Genomic DNA, 21,121 nt, shown 5'->3' with positions numbered 1-21,121 from the left:
GGCGGCGAGCCGGGGTGGCAGCCGGTTGGCTGGTCAATCCCGCTCGATCTGGGCGACGTCGCGTACTGCGCCGCGGGCGGCGTTGGTGGTGAGGGCGGCATAGGCGCGTAGGGCGGGGGAAATGTGGCGCTTGCGGCCGAAAGGCTTCCAGGCGGCCTTTCCGCGGGCCTCCATCGCCTCACGGCGGGCGGCGAGCGTTGCGTGATCGATGTCGAGCCGGACCCCGCGATTGGGGATGTCGATGATGATCGGATCGCCCGTTTCGACCAGCGCGATGAGCCCGCCCTCCGCCGCCTCGGGCGAAACATGGCCGATCGACAGGCCGGAGGTGCCGCCGGAAAAGCGCCCGTCGGTGATGAGGGCGCACGCCTTCCCCAGGCCCTTCGACTTCAGATAGCTGGTCGGATAGAGCATCTCCTGCATCCCCGGTCCGCCCTTTGGCCCTTCGTAGCGGATCACCACCACGTCGCCCGCCTTCACCTCATTGCCGAGAATGCCGGCGACTGCCGCATCCTGGCTTTCGTAAACGCGCGCCGTGCCGTGGAAGGTGAGGATGCTTTCATCCACGCCGGCCGTTTTCACGATGCAGCCTTCGGGTGCGAGATTGCCGTAGAGTACCGCCAGGCCGCCGTCCTTTGAGAAAGGATGCTCGGCATCGCGGATCACCCCGGCGGTGCGATCGGTGTCGAGCTCCTTCCAGCGGTTGCTCTGGCTGAACGCCTGGGTCGTGCGCGCGCCGCCGGGTGCGGCGCTGAAGAACTGGCGCACGCTGTCGCTGGTGGTGCGGCTGATGTCCCAGCGGTCGAGCGCCGCGCCGAGCGTGGGGGCGTGCACGGTCGGCAGGCTGGTATCGAGCAGGCCCGCGCGATCGAGCTGTCCAAGGATCGCCATGATGCCGCCGGCACGGTGCACATCCTCCATGTGCACGTCCTGCTTGGCGGGCGCGACTTTGCACAGGCACGGCACGCGGCGCGACAGGCGGTCGATATCGGCCATGGTGAAGGGGACCTCACCCTCATAGGCGGCGGCGAGCAGGTGAAGCACCGTGTTGGTCGAGCCGCCCATCGCGATGTCGAGGCTCATGGCATTTTCGAACGCGGCGAAGCTGGCGATCGAGCGCGGCAGCGCCGAGGCATCATCCTGTTCATACCAGCGGCGCGCGAGATCGACGATGGTGTGCCCGGCCTCACGGAACAGCTGCTCGCGATCGGCATGGGTCGCCAGCACCGAGCCGTTGCCGGGCAGCGACAGGCCGAGCGCCTCCGTCAGGCAATTCATGCTGTTGGCGGTGAACATGCCCGAACAGGAACCGCAGGTCGGACACGCCGACCGCTCGATCACCTTCACCTCTTCGTCGGTGTAGCTTTCGTCCGCGGCGACCACCATGGCGTCGACCAGATCGAGCGCCACCGTCTGGCCGCGAATGTCGGCCTTGCCGGCCTCCATCGGCCCGCCCGAGACGAAGATCGCGGGCACGTTGAGGCGCAGCGCCGCCATCAGCATGCCCGGCGTGATCTTGTCGCAATTGGAGATGCAGACCATCGCATCGGCGCAGTGCGCGTTCACCATATATTCGACGCTGTCCGCGATCAGATCGCGGCTGGGCAGGCTGTAGAGCATGCCATCATGGCCCATGGCGATCCCGTCATCGACCGCGATGGTGTTGAATTCCTTCGCAACGCCGCCCGCCGCCTCGATCTCCCGCGCGACAAGCTGGCCGAGATCCTTCAGATGGACGTGGCCCGGCACGAACTGGGTGAAGCTGTTGACCACCGCGATGATCGGCTTGCCGAAGTCGCTGTCCTTCATGCCGGTGGCGCGCCACAGGCCGCGGGCACCCGCCATGTTGCGGCCGTGGGTGGTGGTGCGGGAACGATAAGCGGGCATGGCACAGGTCTCGGCAGTTAATCAGCGCGCAGGATAGGCCAGTTACGCTAGGATGGGAAATATCCTAATCCGCTCGTTCTAGGTCGGAGAGCATATCACATGGACCTTCGCCAGCTTCGCCATTTCACGGCGGTGGCCGAGACGCTGCACTTCGGCCGTGCGGCGGAACGGCTGGGGATGACGCAGCCGCCGCTCAGCCAATCGATCCAGGCGCTGGAGCGTGAACTTGGCGCGGCGCTGTTCGCCCGAACGAAGCGGAGCGTGGCGCTGACGCCATTCGGGGCGCAGTGGCTGCCCCATGTGGAGGCGGCGCTGGAGCGGGTGAACGGCCTGCCCGAGATCGCCCGGCGGCTGCGGGAGGGGGAGGCCGGCCGGCTGGAGCTATCGTTCGTCAGCACGGCGGATTACAGCATCCTTCCCATGCTGGTGCGGCGCTACGCCGCGCTCTTTCCCGACATCGAGATCGCGCTGACGGAGGCGACGAGCGATGTGCAGATCACCGCGCTTCGTGACGGAAAGGGGCACGCCGGGATCATCATCGCGCCGGCGGACCGCGTGTTGCCGCCGGGCCTCGCCTATCGCCAGCTTGTGTCAGAGCCCTTGATCGCGGCCATTCCGGAAGCCTGGATCGCGGATGGACGGATCACCCTGGTGGACGGCCATGTTTCGGCGGAGACGGTGGTCGGCCAACCGCTCATCATCTTTCCGCGCCGGGTGGCGCCGGCATTTCACGATCTGGTGACCGGCTATCATGCCGCGTGGCGCGGCACGCCGCGCATCGTGCAGGAGGCCATTCAGATGCAGACGATCATCAGCCTGGTCTCAGCGGGCATGGGCATTTCTCTGGTGCCCGCGTCGCTGCGCAACCTGGCGCGGACGGGCGTGCGCTATGCCGACCTGCGCGATGCGCCGCCGGTTCTGGAGACGGGCATAGCCTGGCGCCAGGATTATGTGCCGGCCACGCTGGCGCGGTTCCTGGACATTGCGGCGGAGACCGCGGCCGGCCAGCCACTGGCGAGCGCATCACCGATCCTGTAACGACCAAATTCGTGAGGATCGCGATCATCGACACGAGCACGACGCGGGCGGCGATCATTTCCGAAGGGCTGCGCGACGCCGGGCTGGACGATCTGGTCGTCATTGATCCCACGGGGCCGCTGGTGGCGCAGATCGAGGCAAGCGCACCCGAAGTGGTGCTGATCAACCTCGAGAATCCGAGCCGCGACCTGCTCGAGGATTTCTTTGCCATGTCGCGTGCGCTGGACCGGCCAATCGCGATGTTCGTCGACCAGTCGGACGCGCAGGCGACCATGGCGGCGGTGGATGCGGGCGTATCGGCCTATGTCGTCGACGGGCTGGCGCGGCAGCGGATCAAGCCGGTGCTCGACCTAGCGGTGCGGCGCTTCCAGGCGTTCTCGCGGCTTCAGACCGAGCTGGCGGAAGCGAAATCGGCGCTGGCCGACCGGCAGACGATCGATCGCGCCAAGGCGATCCTGATGAAGCGGCGCGGGCTGGACGAGCCAGCCGCCTACGCGCTGCTGCGTGGCCATGCGATGAAATCGAACCGTCGCATTGCCGAAGTGGCGGAGGCGATCGTGACAAGCGAGGCGCTGATGGGGGATCTGTCATGAGCGAGACGTTCCGCATCGGCTTCCTTCCGCTGGTGGACGCGGCGCTGCCGATCCTGGCGCACGAACTGGGCTTTGCCGCGGCCGAGGGCGTCGCAATCGAACCGGTGCGCGACATGACCTGGGCCACCGTGCGCGACCGGCTGCTTTACGGTCATACGGACGCGGCGCATCTGCTCGCGCCGCTGGCGATCGCAACCGCGCTGGGGCGTGATCGTCCCGCCGTGCCGATGACCGTGCCGTTCGTGCTCGGGCTGAACGGCAATGCGATCACCTTTTCGACCGCCTTGGGCGAGGCATGCGGGCTGGGCGATCGGCTGGGCGATCCGATGGTGATCGGGGCGGCGCTGAAGGCGGTGGCGGCGGAGCGGCGTGCTGCAGGGCGACCGCTGCGCTTTGGCGTGGTGCACCGTTATTCCAGCCACAATTACATGCTGCGCTACTGGCTCGCAGGGGTTGGGATACGGCCGGACGAGGACGTGGCGATTTCCGTGACGAGCCCGCCGTTCGCTGCCGATGCGCTGGCCGCGGGCGAGGTGGACGGCATTTGCGTCGGCGAGCCGTGGAACTCGATCGCGGTGGATCGCGGAGTGGGCCGGATCGCGCTCGCCACCGCGCAGATCTGGCGGCGCGGGGTGGAGAAGGTGCTGGCACTGCGCGCAGAAGTGGCCGAGGCGCGCGCTGACGCCGTCGCGGCGCTGACTCGCGCGCTCCATGCGGCGGCGGAGCATTTCGTCCGCCCCGAAACCGTGGCGGACAGCGCGGCGTTGCTTGCGCGGCCCGAATATCTCGACGCACCGGTGGATGCGGTCCTGCGCGCAATCACCGATCGCATTCGCCTGATACCGGGCGGAACGCCGGTTCATTATCCCGATTTCATGTTCCAGCATCGCGAGGCGGCGAACTTCCCGTGGCGCAGCCAGGCGGCGTGGCTGTACGCGCAGATGGTCCGCTGGGACGGGATGGCGTTCAGCGAGGAGGATGCGGCCCGGGCGCAATCGGTGTTTCGCCCGGACCTGTATCGCGCCGCGCTCGCCGGATCGAACGCGCCGCTGCCCAACGCCAGTTCGAAGCTGGAAGGCGCGCTGCATGAACCGATCGGCGCGGGATCGACGCAGGGCCGGCTCGTGCTTGGCAGTGACCGCTTCTTCGATGGGCGCGCTTTCGACCCGGACGATATCGCAGGCTATCTAGCAACGCTGCCGTGATGTGCTGCGGTTGCGAAAGGGGCTTGTGCCAAGCGAGCGAATCAGGCAGCTTGTCAATCGTTCGGCAATGATGCCGGGCACGAGATAACAGCGACACGCCTCTCCAGCGCCGGGGAGGTTTCGCTGGCGGATGGGCAGACGCCCGTATCCGCACTTAGGCAACGAAGCCGCCAGGACGCACCCGAAAGGGTCGCCGTTCTGGCGGCTTTTTTCGTTTGGAGAACGGGCGATGGCGACGGCGTTCTGGGAGGCAAAGAAGCAAAGCGATGGCGGGTTCTGGTCAAGCGGGCATACGCCGACGCTGATCGCCGCTTTCCTCTATTTCGACCTGGCGTTCATGGTGTGGGTGCTGCTGGGGCCGCTGGCGCCCGACATCGCCAAGGCGCTGGCGCTCAGCCCGGCGCAAAAGGGGCTGATGGTGGCGGTGCCAACGCTGGCGGGCGCGGCGCTCAGGGTCGTCAACGGCCTGCTGGTGGACCGGATCGGGCCGAAGCGGTCGGGCGCGATCAGCCAGTTGATCGTGATCGCGGGGCTGTTCGCGGCCTGGGCGATGGGGGTCACGACGTTTGCCGGAACGCTGGTGCTGGGCGTGATCCTCGGGTTTGCCGGGGCAAGCTTCGCCATCGCGCTGCCGCTCGCCAGCCGCTGGTACCCGCCCGAGCATCAGGGCAAGGCGATGGGCCTGGCCGGCATGGGCAATTCGGGAACGGTGCTGGCAGCGCTGTTCGCGCCGGCACTGGCCAAGATGTTCGGCTGGAATGCGGTGCTGGGGCTCGCCTGCATCCCGCTGACGATTGTGTTCGTCGCCTATATGGCGATGGCGAAGGACCCGCCGGGTGCGCCTGCGCCGAAAAGCTTCAAGGAATATCTCAGCCCGCTGAAGCAGGGTGATGCCTGGTGGCTGATGGGCTTCTACTCGGTCACCTTCGGCGGCTTCGTCGGGCTGGCCGCCAGCCTGCCGATCTACTTCACCGACCGGTTCGGGCTGACGACGATCCAGGCCGGCTATGCCACCGCGGCGTGCGTGTTCGCAGGGTCGCTGGTTCGGCCGATGGGCGGGGCGCTGGCCGACGCGATCGGCGGGGTGAAGGCGCTGACCGCTGTGTTCGCGCTCGCTGCCCTGGCGCTGGTGGGGGTGAGCCTGTCGGTGACCTTCACTGCGGCGCTCGCCTGCTTCGTGATCGCGATGCTGGCGCTGGGCGTCGGCAACGGCGCGGTGTTCCAGCTGGTGCCGCAGCGGTTCGCGGCGGAGATTGGCGTGATGACCGGGCTGGTCGGCATGGCAGGCGGCGTGGGCGGGTTCTATCTCGCCTCTTCGCTGGGCCTCGCCAAGCAGTGGACGGGCAGCTTCGCCCCCGGCTTCCTGATCTTCGCCGGGCTTGCGCTGGCGGCGCTGATCGGCCTGGCGCTGGTCAAGACCGGTTGGCGCGCGCGCTGGGGTGCGGCGGAAGGCGTGCGGATCTGATGCGCGCGGCGCTCGCCCTCCTGCCGTTTCTGGCGAGTCCGGCCGCGGCGCAGACGATCGCGCCGCTGGCCGAGGCCAGGCTGCGCTACGAACATGCCGATCAGGATGGCCTGCCCGAGAACGCGAACGCCTTTACCGCCCGCGTCCGCGCCGGGGCTCAGGTGAGCGAACGGCGCTGGTCGGCGCTCGCCGAGGCGCAGGGCAACCTCGCGATCTCGGGCGATTATTATGACGGGCTCAGCGGCAGTGCGACACGGCGCCCGCTGATCGCCGACCCGCAGAACGTGGCGCTGTACCGGGCGCAGCTCCAGTATCGCAGCGCGCCGGCGACGATCACCGTGGGGCGTCAGCGGATCGCGCTGGACGACGAGCGCTTCGTCGGCGCCATCGCGTTTCGCAACAACGGCCAGACGTTCGACGCGGTTCGCGCCGAGGTGACGCCGCTCGCCGGGCTGAAGGCCGACCTCAGCTACGTCTGGAGCGTACGCACGATCTGGGGCGTGGATGGCGGGGGCGCGCGGCAGCAGGCGGTGTCGGGCGACAATGTGCTGGCGAACCTCGCCTGGACCTCGCCTGTCGGAACACTGACCGGCTTTGCCTATCTGGTCGATCAGGACGAGGCGGCGGTGCAGGGCTATCGCCTGTCCAGCCAGACCTATGGCGTGCGGCTGGTCGGAACGCAGCCGATCGGGCCGGCGAAGCTGAGCTACCAGGCCAGCTGGGCGCGGCAGTCGGACTGGCAGCGCAATCCCAACAACTATCAGGCCGATTACTGGCTGGCCGATGTCGCGGTGGACCTGAACGGGCCACGGCTGGGCGCTGGCTATGAAGTGCTGGGCGCGGATCGCGGCACGGCGCTGACCAGCTTTCAGACGCCGCTTGCCACCGCGTTCAAGTTTCAGGGTTGGGCCGACAAGTTCCTGACGACCCCGCCAGATGGCGTGCGCGATCTCTACGCTTCCGCCGGCTGGGGCTGGAAGGCGATCGGGGCGCTGAAGGCGGTGAGCGTCGGCGCGACCTATCACCGGTTCGAGAGCGACCGGATGGTGCGCCGCTATGGCGACGAGATCGATCTGCTGGCGCAAGCGAAGCTGGGGCGGACGACCGCCAGCGTTCGCTACGCCGCCTTCAACGCCGACCGGCTGTTCACCGACACCAGCAAATTCTGGCTTCAACTGGACTGGACCCTGCGATGAAACACGAACCGATCCGCATTGCGGAGGCCGACACGCGGCCGCACTTGATCGTCGTTGGCAATGGCATGGCGGGATGCCGCGCGGTGGAGGAACTGCTCGCCCGCGATCCCGCGCGTTATCGCGTGACGATCTTCGGCGCCGAGCCCTTGGTCAATTACAATCGCATCATGCTCTCGCCGGTGCTGGCGGGGGAGAAGACCTTCGACGACATCGTGATCAACGGCCGTGACTGGTATGATGATCACGGCATCACCCTGGTGTCCGGCGATCCGGTGATTGCGATCGACCGAGAGGCGCAGATCGTCACGTCGCGCGGCGGGATCGTGATGGATTATGACCGGCTGCTGATCGCGACCGGCTCCGATCCCTTCATCATCCCGGTGCCGGGCAAGGACCTGCCGGGCGTGATCAGCTTTCGCGACATGAACGACGTGGATGCAATGCTTGCCGCCGCAGCGAAGGGCGGGAGCGCGGTGGTGATCGGCGGAGGCCTGCTGGGCCTGGAGGCGGCGCATGGCCTGAGCCTGCGCGGCATGAAAGTGACGGTGATCCACCTGATGCCGACGCTGATGGAGCGGCAGCTGGACGAAGCCGCCGGGTGGCTGCTCAAGACCGCGCTGGAGGCGCGCGGGCAGACGATCCTGACCGGCGCGGATACCGCCGAGATCGTCGGCGACGGAAGGGTAGAGGCGGTGCGGCTGAAGGACGGGACGGAGATCCCGGCCGATCTGGTGGTGATGGCGGTCGGCATCCGGCCATCGGTGGCGCTGGCACGTGAGGCGGGGCTGGAGGTGGGCCGCGGGATCAAGGTGGACGATCACATGGTGACGTCTGACCCCGCGATCCTGGCGGTGGGCGAGTGTGTGGAGCATCAGGGTCAAGTCTATGGCCTGGTCGCGCCGCTGTGGGACATGTGCCGCGCGCTGGCCGACGGGCTGGTCGAGGCGCCCAGCGGATACCGGCCGGCGCCGACCTCGACCAAGCTGAAGGTCGCGGGGCTCGACGTCTTCTCCGCCGGGGATTTCGGCGGCGGCGACGGTGCGGAGGACATCGTGCTGCGCGATGCGAGCCGTGGCATCTACAAGCGCGTGGTCGTGAAGGAGGACCGGATCGTCGGGGCAGTGCTCTATGGCGATACGGTGGACGGAAACTGGTATTTCGACCTGCTGCGCCGGGGCGAGAGCGTCGCCGATATTCGCGACGCGCTGATCTTCGGCCAGGCCTTTGCCTCCGGAGGTGGGCAGGCGGACCCTAAGGCAGCCGTTGCGGTGCTTTCCGATGATGCGGAAATCTGCGGCTGCAACGGCGTTTCCAAGGGGCAGGTGGTCGCGTGCATCGGCAAGGGCGCGCACAGCCTGGATGCGGTGCGATCGGGGTGCAAGGCATCGGCGAGCTGCGGATCGTGCACCGGGCTGGTCGAGACTTTGCTGTCGCTGACACTCGGCGGGGAAGTGGAAGCCGGGCCGAAGACGATGTGCAAATGCACCAGCTTCGGCCATGACGACGTGCGCCGCGAGATCGTGGCGCAGGGGATGCGGTCGATCCCCGAAGTCATGCAGAAGCTGCACTGGACCACGCCCGACGGATGCTCGTCCTGCCGGCCGGCGCTCAATTATTATCTGCTCTGCGCACTGCCGGGCGAATATGTCGACGATCAGCAGAGCCGCTTCGTCAACGAGCGGATGCATGCCAACATTCAGAAGGACGGCACCTATTCAGTCGTGCCCCGCATGTGGGGTGGCCTGACGAACCCGCGCGAGCTGCGCGCGATCGCCGACGTGGTGGAGAAGTTCAACGCGCCGATGGTGAAGGTGACGGGCGGCCAGCGGCTCGACATCTTCGGGATCCGCAAGGAGGATCTGCCCGCCGTCTGGGCCGATCTGAACGCTGCCGGGATGGTATCCGGCCACGCCTACGGCAAGTCGCTGCGCACGGTGAAGACCTGTGTCGGTAGCGAATGGTGCCGCTTCGGCACGCAGGATTCGACGGGGCTGGGCGTGAAGATCGAGCGCGCCACCTGGGGCAGCTGGATGCCGCACAAGTTCAAGATCGCGGTGAGCGGCTGCCCGCGCAATTGCGCCGAGGCGACGATCAAGGACTTTGGCGTGGTGTGCGTCGATAGCGGTTACGAGCTTCACGTCGGCGGCAATGGCGGGATCAAGGTTCGTGCGACCGACCTCCTCTGCAAGGTCGCGACCGAGGCGGAGGCGATGGAGATGTGCGCCGCCTTTATCCAGCTGTACCGCGAGGAGGCGCGCTATCTGGAGCGCACCGCGCCATGGATCGAGCGCGTCGGGCTGGCGCACATCCAGGAGCGGCTGTTGCCCGATGCGGAGCCGCGGGCCGAGCTCGCGCGGCGGTTCTTCTTCTCGCAACAATTCATGCAGGACGATCCCTGGGCGGCGCGCGTCGAGGGCGCGCAGCGTGAGCAGCATGCGCCCATGGCGCGCTTTCAGCCCATCCCGGTGAAGCAGGAGGAAATGGCATGACCGGCGAGTGGCTCGATATCGGCTGGGTCGACGAAATTCCGGTGCGCGGCAGCCGGACGGTGCAGGTGGCGGGCGGCGACGACATCGCGGTGTTCCGCACCGGCGAGGGGAAGGTGTTCGCGCTGCTCGATCGCTGCCCGCACAAGCATGGGCGACTAAGCCAGGGGATTGTGCACGGCGGGGCGGTGGCGTGCCCGCTGCACAACTGGCGGATCAGCCTGTCGACCGGCGAGGCGCTGGGCGAGGACAAGGGCTGCACGCCGGTGGTGCCGGTGAAGGTGACGGGCGGGCGCGTGCTGATCTGCCGCGCCAGCACGCTGAAGGCGGCGGCGTGACGGTGGAGGCCGATCTCCCTCTGCCATCTGGGGAGAGGGGCAGTCCGATACGGTGTCGCTCGTGACTGCCCCTCTCCCAACCCTTTCCCCGGAGGGGAGTGGGCTTTCGGCGATCCGCACCACTTGCGCTTATTGCGGTGTGGGTTGTGGGATCAGCGCAACGGTGACCGGCGAGCGGGCCGTGCGGATCGCGGGTGATGCCGATCATCCCGCCAATCGCGGGCGGCTGTGCTCCAAGGGCACGCATCTGGGCGAGACCGTGGGACTGGAGGGACGGCTGCTCCATCCGACGATCGGCAGCAAGCGCGCCTCCTGGGACAAGGCGCTGGACCTTGTCGCCAAGCGCTTTCGCGACACGATCGCGCAGCACGGGCCGAACAGCGTTGCCTTCTACGTCTCGGGTCAGCTGCTGACAGAAGATTATTACGTCGCCAACAAGCTGATGAAGGGCTTTATCGGATCGGCGAACATCGACACCAATTCGCGGCTGTGCATGTCCAGCGCAGTGGCCGGCCATGTGCGTGCCTTTGGCGAGGATGTGGTGCCCGCCAGCTATGACGATCTGGACGCGGCGGACCTGATCGTGCTGGTGGGGTCGAACACCGCCTGGTGCCATCCGATCGTGTATCAGCGGATCCGTGCACGCTGCGAGGCGGGCGCAAAGCTGGTGGTGATCGATCCGCGCCGCACCGAGACGGCGGAGCAGGCGGATCTGCACCTGCCAATCCGGCCAGGCAGCGACGTCGCGTTGATGAACGGCGCGCTGGCGTGGTGCCGCGACCAAGGCGTGCTCGACCAAGCCTTTCTGGCCGATCACGTCGCTGTTCCGGCGGACTTCTGGGCGGGGCTGGAAAGCTTCGACCTGTGGTCGGTGGCGCGTGCGTGCGATGTGCCGGCGGCGGAGGTGCGGCGCTTCTACGAGCTGTTCGCGGGGACGCCGCGCACTGTCACCATGTTCAGCCAGGGCATCAACCAGTCGCTGGCGGGCACCGATCAAGTGAATGCGATCCTCAACCTGCATCTGGCGACGGGGCGGATCGGCAAGCCCGGCGCTGCGCCTTTCTCGATCACCGGCCAACCCAACGCGATGGGCGGGCGCGAAGTTGGCGGGCTGGCGAGCACGCTTGCCGCGCATATGGACTTCGCGCCGGAGAACCGGGCGCTGGTGCAGCGTTTCTGGAGTTCGCCCGCGATCGCCGAGAAGCCGGGATTGAAGGCGGTGGATCTGTTTCGCGCGGTGGGCGAAGGTCGGATCAAGGCGCTGTGGATCATGGCGACGAACCCGGCGGTGTCGATGCCGGATGCGGCGCGGGTGCGCGACGCGCTCGCCACCTGCCCGTTCGTCGTCGTGTCGGACGTGATGGAAAAGACCGATACTGGCGGCTTTGCCCATGTCCGGCTGCCCGCGGCGGGCTGGGGGGAGAAAGACGGGACGGTGACCAATTCGGAGCGGATGATCAGCCGCCAGCGCGCGCTGTTCCCGCTGCCCGGAGAGGCAAGGCCCGATTGGTGGATCGTCAAGGAAGTGGGACGGCGGATGGGCTGGAAATCCGCCTTCGCCTATGATCGGCCCGCCGACATCTGGCGTGAGCATGTCCGGCTGGCGAACTACCGGAATGACGGTGCGCGGCTGTTCGCCCTGCCGGGGCAGGGCGGCGGCGGCAATGCCGGCTACGACGAGATGGCGCCGTTCCGATGGGGCGGAACGCCGTTTGCCGATGGCCATTTTCCCACGCCCGATGGGCGCGCGCGGCTGGTGCCGGTGGCGCAGAAGCCGATCGCTCAGCCGCTGAGCCAGTGGCCGCTGACGCTCAATACCGGCCGCTATCGCGATCACTGGCACACGATGACGCGCACCGGCCTTGCCCCCAAGCTCGCCCGCCACCGCGCCGAGCCGCTGGTGGAGATCCACCCCGACGATGCGGCGCGGATCGGCATTTGCGATGGCGCCCTGGCGCGCGTGGCGACGCCGCAGGGGGAGAGCCTCTATCGCGCCACCATCAGCGACGCCCAGCGCCCGGGCGAGCTGTTCGTGCCGATCCACTGGACCGACCACACCTCCAGCGGCGGGCGGACCGGGATGCTGCCGCGTCCGCTGACCGATCCGGAATCGGGGCAGCCGGGGTTCAAGTCCACGCCCGCCACGATCGCGCCGGTGGCGACGCGGTGGCGCGGCTTTGCCCTGTTCGCGGGCGAGCCGGCGCGCCCGTTCGACTGCCTGTGGGCAACCCGCATCACGGTGGCGGCGGGGAGCTTGTGGGAACTGGCCGGAGATGGTGATCCGGCGCGGCTCGATCGCTTCCTGCCCGGCGGCGAGCGGGTGGAGGCGGTGGACCATGCCCGCGGCACGCGGCGGATAGCGATCCTGGCGGACGGGCGCCTTGCCGCCGCGCTGTTCGTGACCGAGCGGGGCGAGCTGCCGACCCGCGACTGGCTGATCAAGCAGCTGGGCGAAGCACCGCCAGCTGCCGCAGCCGCGCTGCTGGCAGGGCGGCCCGCCGGCGTGACGGTCGACCGGGGGCCGATCGTGTGCACCTGCTTCGACCTTGGCCTTCGCACCATCCTTGCCGCCATTCGCGAGCGCCAGCTTACCGACGTAGCAGCCGTCGGCGCGGCGATCGGCGCCGGCACCAATTGCGGATCCTGCCGCCCGGCGCTCGCGCGCCTCCTCCAGTCGGAGAATACCCATGCCGCATGACGACTTCCCGCCCGGCACGATCTGGCTGGTCGGCGCAGGCCCCGGCGACCCCGAGCTGCTGACGCGCAAGGCCGAACGCCTGATCGCCGCCGCCGAGATCGTGTTCCACGACGCCCTGGTGGGCCCGGCGATCCTGGACCTGATCCCGCCCGGCGCAAAGCGGGTGAGCGTCGGCAAGAGATCGGGCCGGCATTCCAAGGACCAGGCGACGATCGACACGCTGATCGTGGAGGCGGCCAGGAGCGGCCAGCGGGTGGTGCGGCTGAAGGGCGGGGACCCGGCGATCTTCGCGCGCACGGCGGAGGAGCTTTCGGCTAGCGCCCGCGCCGGCATCCCGGTGCGCATCTGCCCCGGCATCACCGCCGCCAGCGCCGCCGCAGCGGCCGCCACCGCGCCGCTGACGCTGCGCGGCCTTGCCCGGCGGCTGACCTTCGTGACGGCGCACGCCCGCGCCGATGCGCCGCTCGACATGGACTGGCAGGCGCTGGCCACGCCGGACGCGACGCTCGCCATCTATATGGGCCGCACCGCCGCCGGCACGGTGATGCGCCAGTTGATCGCGGCCGGGCGCGACCCGGCGACCCCGGTGCTGGTGGTGGTGAACGCCTCGCTTCCCACCGAGCGCGTGCTGCGCGGCCGCCTCTCCGCGCTGTCCTTCCTGGTCGAAACGGTGAGCGATACCGATCCGACGCTGCTGATCGTGGGCGAGGCGGTGGGCCAGCAGCATGGCCTGGCGCAGGCCGAGGCGACGCCCGCCGCCGCAACGCGTGCGCAGCCGATGGCGGAGCGCCGGGCATGATCGCGCGCTTGCCGCTCCACCAGCTGTTCAGCGCGCCGACCTGCGGCTGGGGCCGGTTCGCTTTGTACGTCGGCCTGAGCTGCGCGCCGCTGCTGATCCTCTCCCTCGCCTGACGCGCGCGGGGCGGAGGACGGCCAGCGCCCGTGCGCGTCGCGTAGCGGTTCGTGCCTTTCTTCGCCGGTGGCGCGGACGAACCGTGCTGCGCCGGCGCGCGCTTGACGCCGCGGGCGCGCCAAAGTTGACAAAGATGGCGCACAGAAAGGTGTTTTTCGCGCGCGACGTATCAACTTTGCCCGCCTTCGCTGCGGACGCGGCGAGAGGACCACGACCTGGGTGCATCATGCCATGGGGGTGTGCTTGTAGGACAGGCGCCCCGTGGGGCGTGTTGTGGTGGGGGAGTGCTGGTTGGCTTGGTGTTGGGGTGAGGCGACGGGCTGCCGGCAGGGGCGGTGGGCTCTAGACCGTTTAACTCGCCCGCGTGGGCGCGAGCGCCCCCGGTTCGGCGAGTAGCGCCACCAGCCCGGCCCCTTGAAGCAGGGGGATTGCGACTGTCGTGAGCCACTCAAGGACCGGTGCCGCCGCTGTCGACGGCAGCAGCGCCGCGGTATTCGACCTAAGTCCGGTAGACAGGCGAGAGTGGAACGGGATGCCCGCCCCTGTAGCCGCATAGTAGCTTAGAGGACGCTCTTGCTCTTCTGGTCGATGATCTGTTTCAATGCGGGGCGGCCCAGCCGCCCCGCATCCTATCAAACGTCCAAGTTCGCCACGCTCAGCGCATTCTCCTGAATGAACTCCCGCCGGGGTTCCACGACATCGCCCATCAGCCGGGTGAAGATCTCGTCGGCGACGTCGGCCTGGTCGATCGCTACCTTCAGCATCGAGCGGTTGTTGGGGTCGAGGGTGGTTTCCCAGAGTTGCTCGGCGTTCATTTCGCCCAGGCCCTTGTAGCGCTGGATGGCGAGGCCCTTGCGGCCGGCGGCGAGGATGGCTTCCAGCAGCTGTGACGGGCGGGCGACAAGGGTTTCGCCCTTGCCGATCACCAGCGCGCCATCGTCGTCTCCGTCCGCCTCATTGCCCTCGATCGCGCCGTCCAGCGTGGTGGCGGGAGTGGGTTCCTCGGCGCGGTCGGCCTGCTTCAGCGACACGAGCTTGCGCGCGTGCACGTAAAGGTCGGCGTGCTCGGCGGCGAGGGTGTGGAGCTTGCGCGCCTCGGCCGAGGAGACGAAGGCCGCCTCGACGATGTGATGATCGGTCACGCCGCGCCAGAAGCGCTGGAAGTGGAAGCCGCCCTCGCTGGTCATCTGCGCCGTCCAGCGCGCCTCGGGATCGCCCTGGTCGAGCCGGCGCGTCACCTCGGCGAGGCGGGCGGCGCGTTCTTCCGGCGCGATCTGCGGGTCGAGCGCGCCGCCGAGCGCCAACGTCTCGATGATCACCGGATCGTAGCGGCGCGGCACGTAGCGCATCAGCGTGCGCATGCGGCGGGCGTGGTCGACGAGGTTGAACAAGGGCTCGCCGGTGCCGATGCCGTCGAGCGTGGTGCCGCCGGCGCCGTTGCGGACGAGGTAATCGTCCAGCGCGCCCTCGTCCTTCAGATATTCCACGGCCTTGCCGCGCGTCGCCTTATAGAGCGGCGGCTGCGCGATATAGAGATGCCCGGCGCTGATCAGATCGGGCATCTGGCGGTAGAAGAAGGTCAGCAGCAACGTGCGGATATGCGCGCCGTCGACGTCCGCGTCCGTCATGATGACGATCTTGTGATAGCGGAGCTTTTCGAGATTGAACTCGTCGCGGCCGATGCCGGTGCCCATCGCCTGGATCAGCGAGATGATCTCCTTCGACGAGAGCATGCGATCGGTGCGCGCGCGCTCGACGTTCAGGATCTTGCCGCGGATCGGGAGGATCGCCTGATATTCGCTGTTGCGGCCCGACTTGGCCGAGCCGCCGGCCGAATCGCCCTCCACGATGAACAGTTCGGACTTGGCGGGATCCTTCTCACGGCAGTCGTGCAGCTTGCCGGGCAGGCCGCCGATCGCGCCCATCACCGTCTTGCGGCTGGCGTCACGCGCCTTGCGCGCGGCCTCGCGCGCGGCGGCGGCGTCGATCACCTTCTGGATGATCTGGCGTGCGTTCTGCGGGTTTTCCTCCAGCCAGTCGGCCATCTTGTCAGCAAGCAGGCTTTCGAGCGGCTGGCGGACCTCGGACGAGACGAGCTTGTCCTTGGTCTGCGAGGAGAATTTCGGATCGGGCAGCTTGACCGAGACGATCGCGGTGAGGCCTTCGCGCATGTCGTCGCCGGTGAGGCTGACCTTCTCCTTCTTCAGCATGCCCGACTTGTCGGCATAGGCGTTGAGCGTGCGGGTCAGCGCCGAGCGGAAGGCGGCGAGGTGGGTGCCGCCGTCCCGCTGCGGGATGTTGTTGGTGAAGCAGAGAACGTTCTCGTAGTAGGAATCATTCCACTGCAGCGCGACGTCGATGCCGATATCGTCGCGCTGGCCGGCGATCGCGATCGGTTCCGGGAAGAGCGCCGCCTTGGTGCGATCGAGCCACTTCACGAACGCCGCGATGCCGCCCTCGTAATAGAGCTCAACCGTCTTCGGCTCCTCGTGGCGGGCGTCGGTGAGGAACAGGCGGACGCCGGAGTTGAGGAAGGCGAGCTCGCGATAGCGGTGTTCGAGCTTGTCGAAGTCGAACTCGGTGATCTTGAACGTGGCGGGGGAGGGGAGGAAGGTGACGCGCGTGCCCTTCTTGCCCTCCGCCGGGCCGACGACTTTGAGCGGGGCGACCGCATCGCCATGGGCGAAGCGCATGTAATGCTCCTCGCCGTCGCGCCAGATCGTCAGGTCCAGGAATTCGGAGAGCGCGTTGACCACCGAGACGCCGACGCCGTGGAGGCCGCCGGAGACCTTATAGGCATTGTCGTCCGAGGTGTTCTCGAACTTACCGCCGGCGTGGAGCTGGGTCATGATGACCTCGGCCGCCGAGACGCCTTCTTCCGGGTGGATACCGGTGGGAATGCCGCGGCCGTTGTCCGTGACGCTGACCGAGCCGTCGGCGTTCAGCGTGATGTCGATCCGGTCGCAATGGCCGGCCAGCGCCTCGTCGATCGCATTGTCCGAAACCTCGAACACCATGTGGTGGAGGCCCGAGCCGTCGTCGGTATCGCCGATATACATGCCGGGACGCTTGCGGACGGCGTCGAGGCCCTTCAGCACCTTGATCGAGGAGGCGCCGTAATCGTTGGAATTCTGCTGATCTGCCATGACGAGTATATAGGCATGGCAGCGGTGTAACGGAAGCGAAATGGGAGGGTTCGCGCCTTCTCCGTTCCTGCCGGATGCCGCCTCAGGCACCGGCGCCGCGCGTCCTGTTCGCCGGCTGCGCCCGGGACGATTGAGGAGGGGCGCACACGGGCTGCGCGTGCGCCAGGGCCGGGGGAGCAGGCGCTTACGCCGGGTGCGCCTGAACCTGAACGTGGGGGAGCGGGCGTTCGCGCAAGGTGAGGAACAGGAGCGCGGCCCCGGCCAGCGCAGCGGCGGCCATCGCCAGCGCCGCATCGTAATTGCCGGTAGCATCGTGGAGCCGGCCGAAGGCGGTGACGCCCGTCGCCGTGCCGAACAGCGAGACCATCACGAGAAGGCCATAGACCTCGCCATAAGCGCGCAGGCCGAACAGGCGGGCAGCGAGGAAGGGCAGCAGATCATGCTCCGCGCCGTTCATCAGCCCCGCGAAGAACACGGCAGCCACCAGCAGCGCGAGGCCCGGCGTGGCGGTCTGCAAGACCACGAAGGCGAGGGCCGAGACGGTGGCGAAGGCGGCGGCGATCAGCTGCGGGCGGAAGCGATCGACCAGCGCGCCCATCACGAGCCGGCCGACCACCTGGCTTGCGGCAAAGCTGGTCACCAGCAGCGAAGCGTCGGTCGCGCCAAGGCCGCGATCCATGCCGAAGGGCACCAGCGACGTGACCAGGCCGACGCTGGCGACGTTGATCAGCGCGGCGGTGAGCGCCAGTCGCCAGTAGCGGCTGTCGCGGCGCGCCTCCGCCCCGGTGACGCCCTCGACCTGAGCCGGGGCGGTCTCGCCCGGATCGGGCCGCGTGGTATGGATATGCTCGCGGCGGAGCAGGAGGAGGACGGCGGGAAGCGCAAGGGCGCAGACGATGGCGCCGAGCGCGAGAAAGCCGGCGCGCCAGCCGTAGGCGGTGATCACCGAGCCCAGAACCGGCGCGAGCGCGAGCGAGGAGACGGAGATGCCGGACGTGGCGACGCCAAGCGCGATGCCGCGATGCGCGTGGAAGCGCTGCGCGATCAGCTTGCCGTAGACGATGGCGCTGGTGCCGGGGACGGTGAGCGCGAGGCCGAAGATCAGCAGCTGATATTGCCACAGCGGCCCGCCGAGGGACGCCATGCCGGCGTAGACCAGCCCGAGAAGGATCATCGCCAGCAGGATGATCGCGCGGGCGCCGATCCGGTCCGCCAGCCGGCCGAGAAAGGGAACGGCCAGCCCGCCCAGAAGGCCAAGGCCGGCAGCGGTGGCGATATCGCCGCGGCTCCAGCCGAACTCCGCGATCGGGCCGACGATGAACAGGCTGGACAGGTTCTGGAACAGCCCCGGCCCGGTCCCGATGCCGATCATGGCCGCGGCGACCACTGGCCAGCCGCGTCGCCACTCGCCGGCATTTGCCGGTCGCCGTGCTTCTCTCTCCATTCCCGGATCGTAGCGCCGCCAGCCGGCCCGTCCAGCCGCTTTGCGACCGGCGCGCCGGTGCGTGCTCAGCCGAGGGCGAGGCGGGTCGCGTCCTCGCCAATGGCGGCGAACAGGGCTGGCTCCGTGCCGGTCATCCAGACCTGCGCATGTCCAGCGAGCCGGGCGAACAATGCCGCCCGCCGCGCCGGATCGAGGTGAGCGGCGACCTCGTCCAGAAGCAGGATCGGCTTCTGCCCCCGCCGCTCCCCGATGAGTTCGGCGTGAGCCAGCACGATCGCCAGCAGCAGCGCCTTCTGTTCGCCGGTGGAGGCCTGTGCCGCCGGAATGTGCTTGTCGAGATGGCGTACCTGTAGGTCGGCGCGGTGCGGCCCGACGAGCGTCCGGCCGGCGGCGGCATCGCGCTGGCGCCCGGCGCGCAGGGCGGCGAGCAGCGAGTCGGCATCTTCGCCTCCGCCCTCAAGCGCCAGCGCGGCGCGCGGGAAGTCCGCGTCCGATGCCTGATCGAGCCGGGTGGAGAGGGCCGCCACCGTCTCGGCCCGCGCGGCGGCGACGGCGGCACCATGCTGCGCCATCTGCGCTTCCAGCGCGGACAGCCATTCGCGATCGGGATAGGGCTCCGCCAGCAGCTTGTTGCGCGCGCGCATGGCCGCCTCATACCGGCTCGTCTCGGTCGCATGAGCCGGCGCGAGCGCAAGCGTCAGCCGGTCCAGAAAGCGGCGCCGCTCGCCCGCGGGCTCCACGAACAGGCGATCCATGGCGGGGGTGAGCCAGAGAACGGACAGCCATTCGGCGAGCGCATTGGCGGCGGCGGTCGCCCCGTTGATGCGCACCACGCGGCGTTCCGGCGCGCTCGCCAGCGTGCCCGTGGCAATGTCGGTGGCGTCATCAAGCGCCGCGGCAATGCCGAAGCCGCCGGGCGACTCGCGGCGGGCGACATCTGCGAGGCTCGCGCGGCGCAAGCCCCGGCCGGGCGCGAGCAGCGACACCGCCTCCAGCACATTTGTCTTGCCGGCGCCGTTCGGCCCCGTGAGCAGGACAAAACCCGGCCCGGGCAAAAGCGTGAGTGTCGCGTGATTGCGAACATTGGTCAGCACGAGCCGGCGGATCATCGGCGGCGGCTGTAGTGCGGGTCAAAGCCGGGCGGAAGTGGGCCGGTGCCAGCGATAGTGCCCGTTCGAGACGCTTCGCCCTGTAAATTCAGAGGCATGACCTGGTCGGAGCGGCATTGGAGCGAGCAAACAATCGGAATGCCGCGCCAAGATCCGTCGCTGTTCGAAGCGTAGAACACGTGATGTGGTTGGCACCGCTGCAAGCATCGGGCGTTTGATAATCGTGTGCAAGAACGTCGACAATTCGTCGCACGCATCTCGATTTGGACCGGCTTGGTCGTGAACAATGACCAGTACGGATGCGAAGTGGAGAGGTTTTGTGGCTGAACGCTGGGAAGACCTGGAACGCCGCGCCCGGGAGGCGCGCAGCCTGGGCAAGGCCATGCGTCTTCTGGAAGAAGCGGAGCGATACCGGATCGCTGACCGGATCGCGGGAGACTGGTGGATGCCGCGGCGGCAGAAGCATTGAAGAACGCCGGAGCCGTCGGGCGCATTCGGCGACCCGCAAAGCGGCAGGGGCGAACCGCTCTGCCGGACAAGGCCCGTCGTTCATGATGAGGCGGGCGATCCCGCCATCTCGGCTTCCCGAACGTCCGACCCCCTGTGCGGGAGGTGAGCCTGTAGCTGCCGCAGAGCGGCGGCCGGGTAACGAGGCGGGAGGGAAGCCGATCTCCCCTCCCGAAGACATCAGGCAGCGAGCGGCTGCGCCTCGATCGCGTCATCGCGACGCTGGCTGAGATAGGACGCCATCTCCTCGCCAAGCTCCGCCTGTGCCCGCTTGTACAGCACCGGCTCCGTCAGGCCGAGACGCTTGCGCGCGGCGCCGAGCGGCTCATCCATGAGCTTGATATAGTCCTCGCCAGCCAGCCACTTGGCCGCCTTGCCACGCTGATAGCCCTCTGCGACCGCACGGGCGAACAGCGTGCCCTTGGTGACGCGCAGGCTCTTCAGCGCTGCCGCCGAGCCGATGAACGCCCAGCCGGCACCGCCAACCTGCGCGTAGCTGAAGGCGACCAGCGCCGCCTCGCCAAGGCTTTCGTCCGCCTTGTAGCCGGTGAGGACGTGCCAGATATCGTGAATGTCGCGCGTGCGCCGGCCGAACCAGGCGTACGGATGGTCGATCTCGACATTGTCGTTGCCTTCGCGGCTGACCGCGACGAGCCCGTCCGCCGAATAGCCGGTGCTGTCGAGGAAGTCGCGATAGGCGGCGCCCACCGTTCCCGGTGCGAACCCGTTGACCCAGGTGCGGTCAGAGAAACGCTCCGCCAGTTCGGCCTGTTCGCGGGCGATCCGCCCGCCTTCTTCGGTGCCGAGCAACCTTGCATAGCCCGATTCCGTGCTGCCGACATTCAGGGCGCGCATGATGCGGAAGACCTGGACGGTATCATCGCCGTTGTTCAGCAGCTTCTTGATCGCGTCAAACGCCGTGTTCCAGTCGCGCCGACCGGTGCTGCCGGGAAAAGGGGGAAGCTTAGCGGCCATGGTAGTGACTCCCTACTGACAATGCTGTAAATAGCGGTTGTCGGTAAGATCGTCAACGGTGAGTTTTCGATTTGTGCAGGCTCGCGCCCGCCCTTCGGTACTTTCCCTTAACGATGATCTT

The 21,121-nt window shown here is 68.2% G+C and carries 15 protein-coding genes; 10 read left to right on the top strand and 5 right to left on the bottom strand.

Annotation, left to right across the window (positions count from 1 at the left end):
* Window positions 1-33: 33 nt before the first annotated feature.
* Window positions 34-1,887, bottom strand: coding sequence for a dihydroxy-acid dehydratase (ilvD, locus tag BMX36_RS07065; RefSeq protein WP_093064139.1), 1,854 nt, complete (start codon window positions 1,885-1,887; stop codon window positions 34-36).
* A 99-nt stretch (window positions 1,888-1,986) separates the two neighbouring features.
* On the opposite strand from ilvD, the gene BMX36_RS07060 reads away from it, so the two are divergent.
* The 9 genes from BMX36_RS07060 (at window position 1,987) to cobA (ending at window position 13,705) form a co-directional block, all read left to right on the top strand.
* Window positions 1,987-2,925 (top strand): LysR family transcriptional regulator, encoded by a 939-nt coding sequence (locus BMX36_RS07060; RefSeq protein WP_093064137.1) that lies wholly within the window; start codon window positions 1,987-1,989, stop codon window positions 2,923-2,925.
* A gap of 11 nt (window positions 2,926-2,936) precedes the next feature.
* Window positions 2,937-3,518 carry an ANTAR domain-containing response regulator gene (locus tag BMX36_RS07055; protein WP_066781076.1) on the top strand — a complete coding sequence of 194 codons (582 nt, stop codon included), beginning with the start codon at window positions 2,937-2,939 and terminating at the stop codon, window positions 3,516-3,518.
* Window positions 3,515-4,723 (top strand): CmpA/NrtA family ABC transporter substrate-binding protein, encoded by a 1,209-nt coding sequence (locus tag BMX36_RS07050; RefSeq protein ID WP_093064135.1) that lies wholly within the window; start codon window positions 3,515-3,517, stop codon window positions 4,721-4,723. Before BMX36_RS07055 ends, BMX36_RS07050 begins: the two co-directional genes overlap by 4 nt.
* A 229-nt stretch (window positions 4,724-4,952) precedes the next feature.
* A complete protein-coding gene (locus BMX36_RS07045) occupies window positions 4,953-6,188 on the top strand; it encodes a nitrate/nitrite transporter (protein WP_093064133.1) in 1,236 nt (411 codons plus the stop codon).
* On the top strand, window positions 6,188-7,384 hold the full coding sequence (locus BMX36_RS07040) for an alginate export family protein (protein ID WP_093065348.1): 1,197 nt from the start codon (window positions 6,188-6,190) through the stop codon (window positions 7,382-7,384). The genes BMX36_RS07045 and BMX36_RS07040 overlap by 1 nt, the downstream gene beginning before the upstream one ends.
* Window positions 7,381-9,873, top strand: coding sequence for a nitrite reductase large subunit NirB (gene nirB, locus BMX36_RS07035; RefSeq protein ID WP_093064131.1), 2,493 nt, complete (start codon window positions 7,381-7,383; stop codon window positions 9,871-9,873). Before BMX36_RS07040 ends, nirB begins: the two co-directional genes overlap by 4 nt.
* Window positions 9,870-10,208 (top strand): nitrite reductase small subunit NirD, encoded by a 339-nt coding sequence (gene nirD / locus BMX36_RS07030; protein WP_066779955.1) that lies wholly within the window; start codon window positions 9,870-9,872, stop codon window positions 10,206-10,208. Before nirB ends, nirD begins: the two co-directional genes overlap by 4 nt.
* A gap of 61 nt (window positions 10,209-10,269) precedes the next feature.
* Window positions 10,270-12,906: a nitrate reductase gene (locus BMX36_RS07025; RefSeq protein WP_093065346.1), complete on the top strand. Its 2,637-nt coding sequence runs from the start codon at window positions 10,270-10,272 to the stop codon at window positions 12,904-12,906.
* Window positions 12,896-13,705: a uroporphyrinogen-III C-methyltransferase gene (gene cobA / locus BMX36_RS07020; protein WP_093064129.1), complete on the top strand. Its 810-nt coding sequence runs from the start codon at window positions 12,896-12,898 to the stop codon at window positions 13,703-13,705. The genes BMX36_RS07025 and cobA overlap by 11 nt, the downstream gene beginning before the upstream one ends.
* 746 nt (window positions 13,706-14,451) lie before the next feature.
* On the opposite strand, the gene gyrB is transcribed toward cobA, so the two are convergent.
* From gyrB to recF, 3 genes are all read right to left on the bottom strand, one after another.
* Window positions 14,452-16,965, bottom strand: coding sequence for a DNA topoisomerase (ATP-hydrolyzing) subunit B (gene gyrB, locus BMX36_RS07015; RefSeq protein WP_093064127.1), 2,514 nt, complete (start codon window positions 16,963-16,965; stop codon window positions 14,452-14,454).
* Between the two features lie 184 nt (window positions 16,966-17,149).
* Window positions 17,150-18,409, bottom strand: a complete 1,260-nt coding sequence (locus tag BMX36_RS07010; RefSeq protein WP_093064125.1) for an MFS transporter — start codon at window positions 18,407-18,409, stop codon at window positions 17,150-17,152.
* Between the two features lie 65 nt (window positions 18,410-18,474).
* Window positions 18,475-19,518 carry a DNA replication/repair protein RecF gene (gene recF, locus BMX36_RS07005; RefSeq protein WP_093064123.1) on the bottom strand — a complete coding sequence of 348 codons (1,044 nt, stop codon included), beginning with the start codon at window positions 19,516-19,518 and terminating at the stop codon, window positions 18,475-18,477.
* A gap of 319 nt (window positions 19,519-19,837) precedes the next feature.
* Here recF and BMX36_RS21655 point away from each other — a divergent pair, with 319 nt between their 5' ends.
* Window positions 19,838-19,987, top strand: coding sequence for a hypothetical protein (locus BMX36_RS21655; protein WP_177179042.1), 150 nt, complete (start codon window positions 19,838-19,840; stop codon window positions 19,985-19,987).
* A 218-nt stretch (window positions 19,988-20,205) separates the two neighbouring features.
* Here BMX36_RS21655 and BMX36_RS07000 read toward each other — a convergent pair whose 3' ends face one another.
* Window positions 20,206-21,000, bottom strand: coding sequence for a Coq4 family protein (locus BMX36_RS07000; protein ID WP_066774918.1), 795 nt, complete (start codon window positions 20,998-21,000; stop codon window positions 20,206-20,208).
* Window positions 21,001-21,121 lie beyond the last annotated feature (121 nt).

The sequence above is a fragment of the Sphingomonas sp. OV641 genome (assembly GCF_900109205.1).
In the GTDB taxonomy this organism is placed as follows: domain Bacteria; phylum Pseudomonadota; class Alphaproteobacteria; order Sphingomonadales; family Sphingomonadaceae; genus Sphingomonas.
This window is presented reverse-complemented; position numbering and strand designations above follow the sequence as displayed.

What these genes read in the sequence shown, in the direction of transcription:
- BMX36_RS07050 (WP_093064135.1), top strand. Translation starts at nt 3,515, where the DNA reads ATGAGCGAGACGTTCCGCATCGGCTTCCTTCCGCTGGTGGACGCGGCG.
- BMX36_RS07000 (WP_066774918.1), bottom strand. Translation starts at nt 21,000, where the DNA reads ATGGCCGCTAAGCTTCCCCCTTTTCCCGGCAGCACCGGTCGGCGCGAC.
- gyrB (WP_093064127.1), bottom strand. Translation starts at nt 16,965, where the DNA reads ATGGCAGATCAGCAGAATTCCAACGATTACGGCGCCTCCTCGATCAAG.
- cobA (WP_093064129.1), top strand. Translation starts at nt 12,896, where the DNA reads ATGCCGCATGACGACTTCCCGCCCGGCACGATCTGGCTGGTCGGCGCA.
- nirD (WP_066779955.1), top strand. Translation starts at nt 9,870, where the DNA reads ATGACCGGCGAGTGGCTCGATATCGGCTGGGTCGACGAAATTCCGGTG.
- BMX36_RS07010 (WP_093064125.1), bottom strand. Translation starts at nt 18,409, where the DNA reads ATGGAGAGAGAAGCACGGCGACCGGCAAATGCCGGCGAGTGGCGACGC.
- BMX36_RS07040 (WP_093065348.1), top strand. Translation starts at nt 6,188, where the DNA reads ATGCGCGCGGCGCTCGCCCTCCTGCCGTTTCTGGCGAGTCCGGCCGCG.
- nirB (WP_093064131.1), top strand. Translation starts at nt 7,381, where the DNA reads ATGAAACACGAACCGATCCGCATTGCGGAGGCCGACACGCGGCCGCAC.
- recF (WP_093064123.1), bottom strand. Translation starts at nt 19,518, where the DNA reads ATGATCCGCCGGCTCGTGCTGACCAATGTTCGCAATCACGCGACACTC.
- BMX36_RS07060 (WP_093064137.1), top strand. Translation starts at nt 1,987, where the DNA reads ATGGACCTTCGCCAGCTTCGCCATTTCACGGCGGTGGCCGAGACGCTG.
- BMX36_RS07045 (WP_093064133.1), top strand. Translation starts at nt 4,953, where the DNA reads ATGGCGACGGCGTTCTGGGAGGCAAAGAAGCAAAGCGATGGCGGGTTC.
- ilvD (WP_093064139.1), bottom strand. Translation starts at nt 1,887, where the DNA reads ATGCCCGCTTATCGTTCCCGCACCACCACCCACGGCCGCAACATGGCG.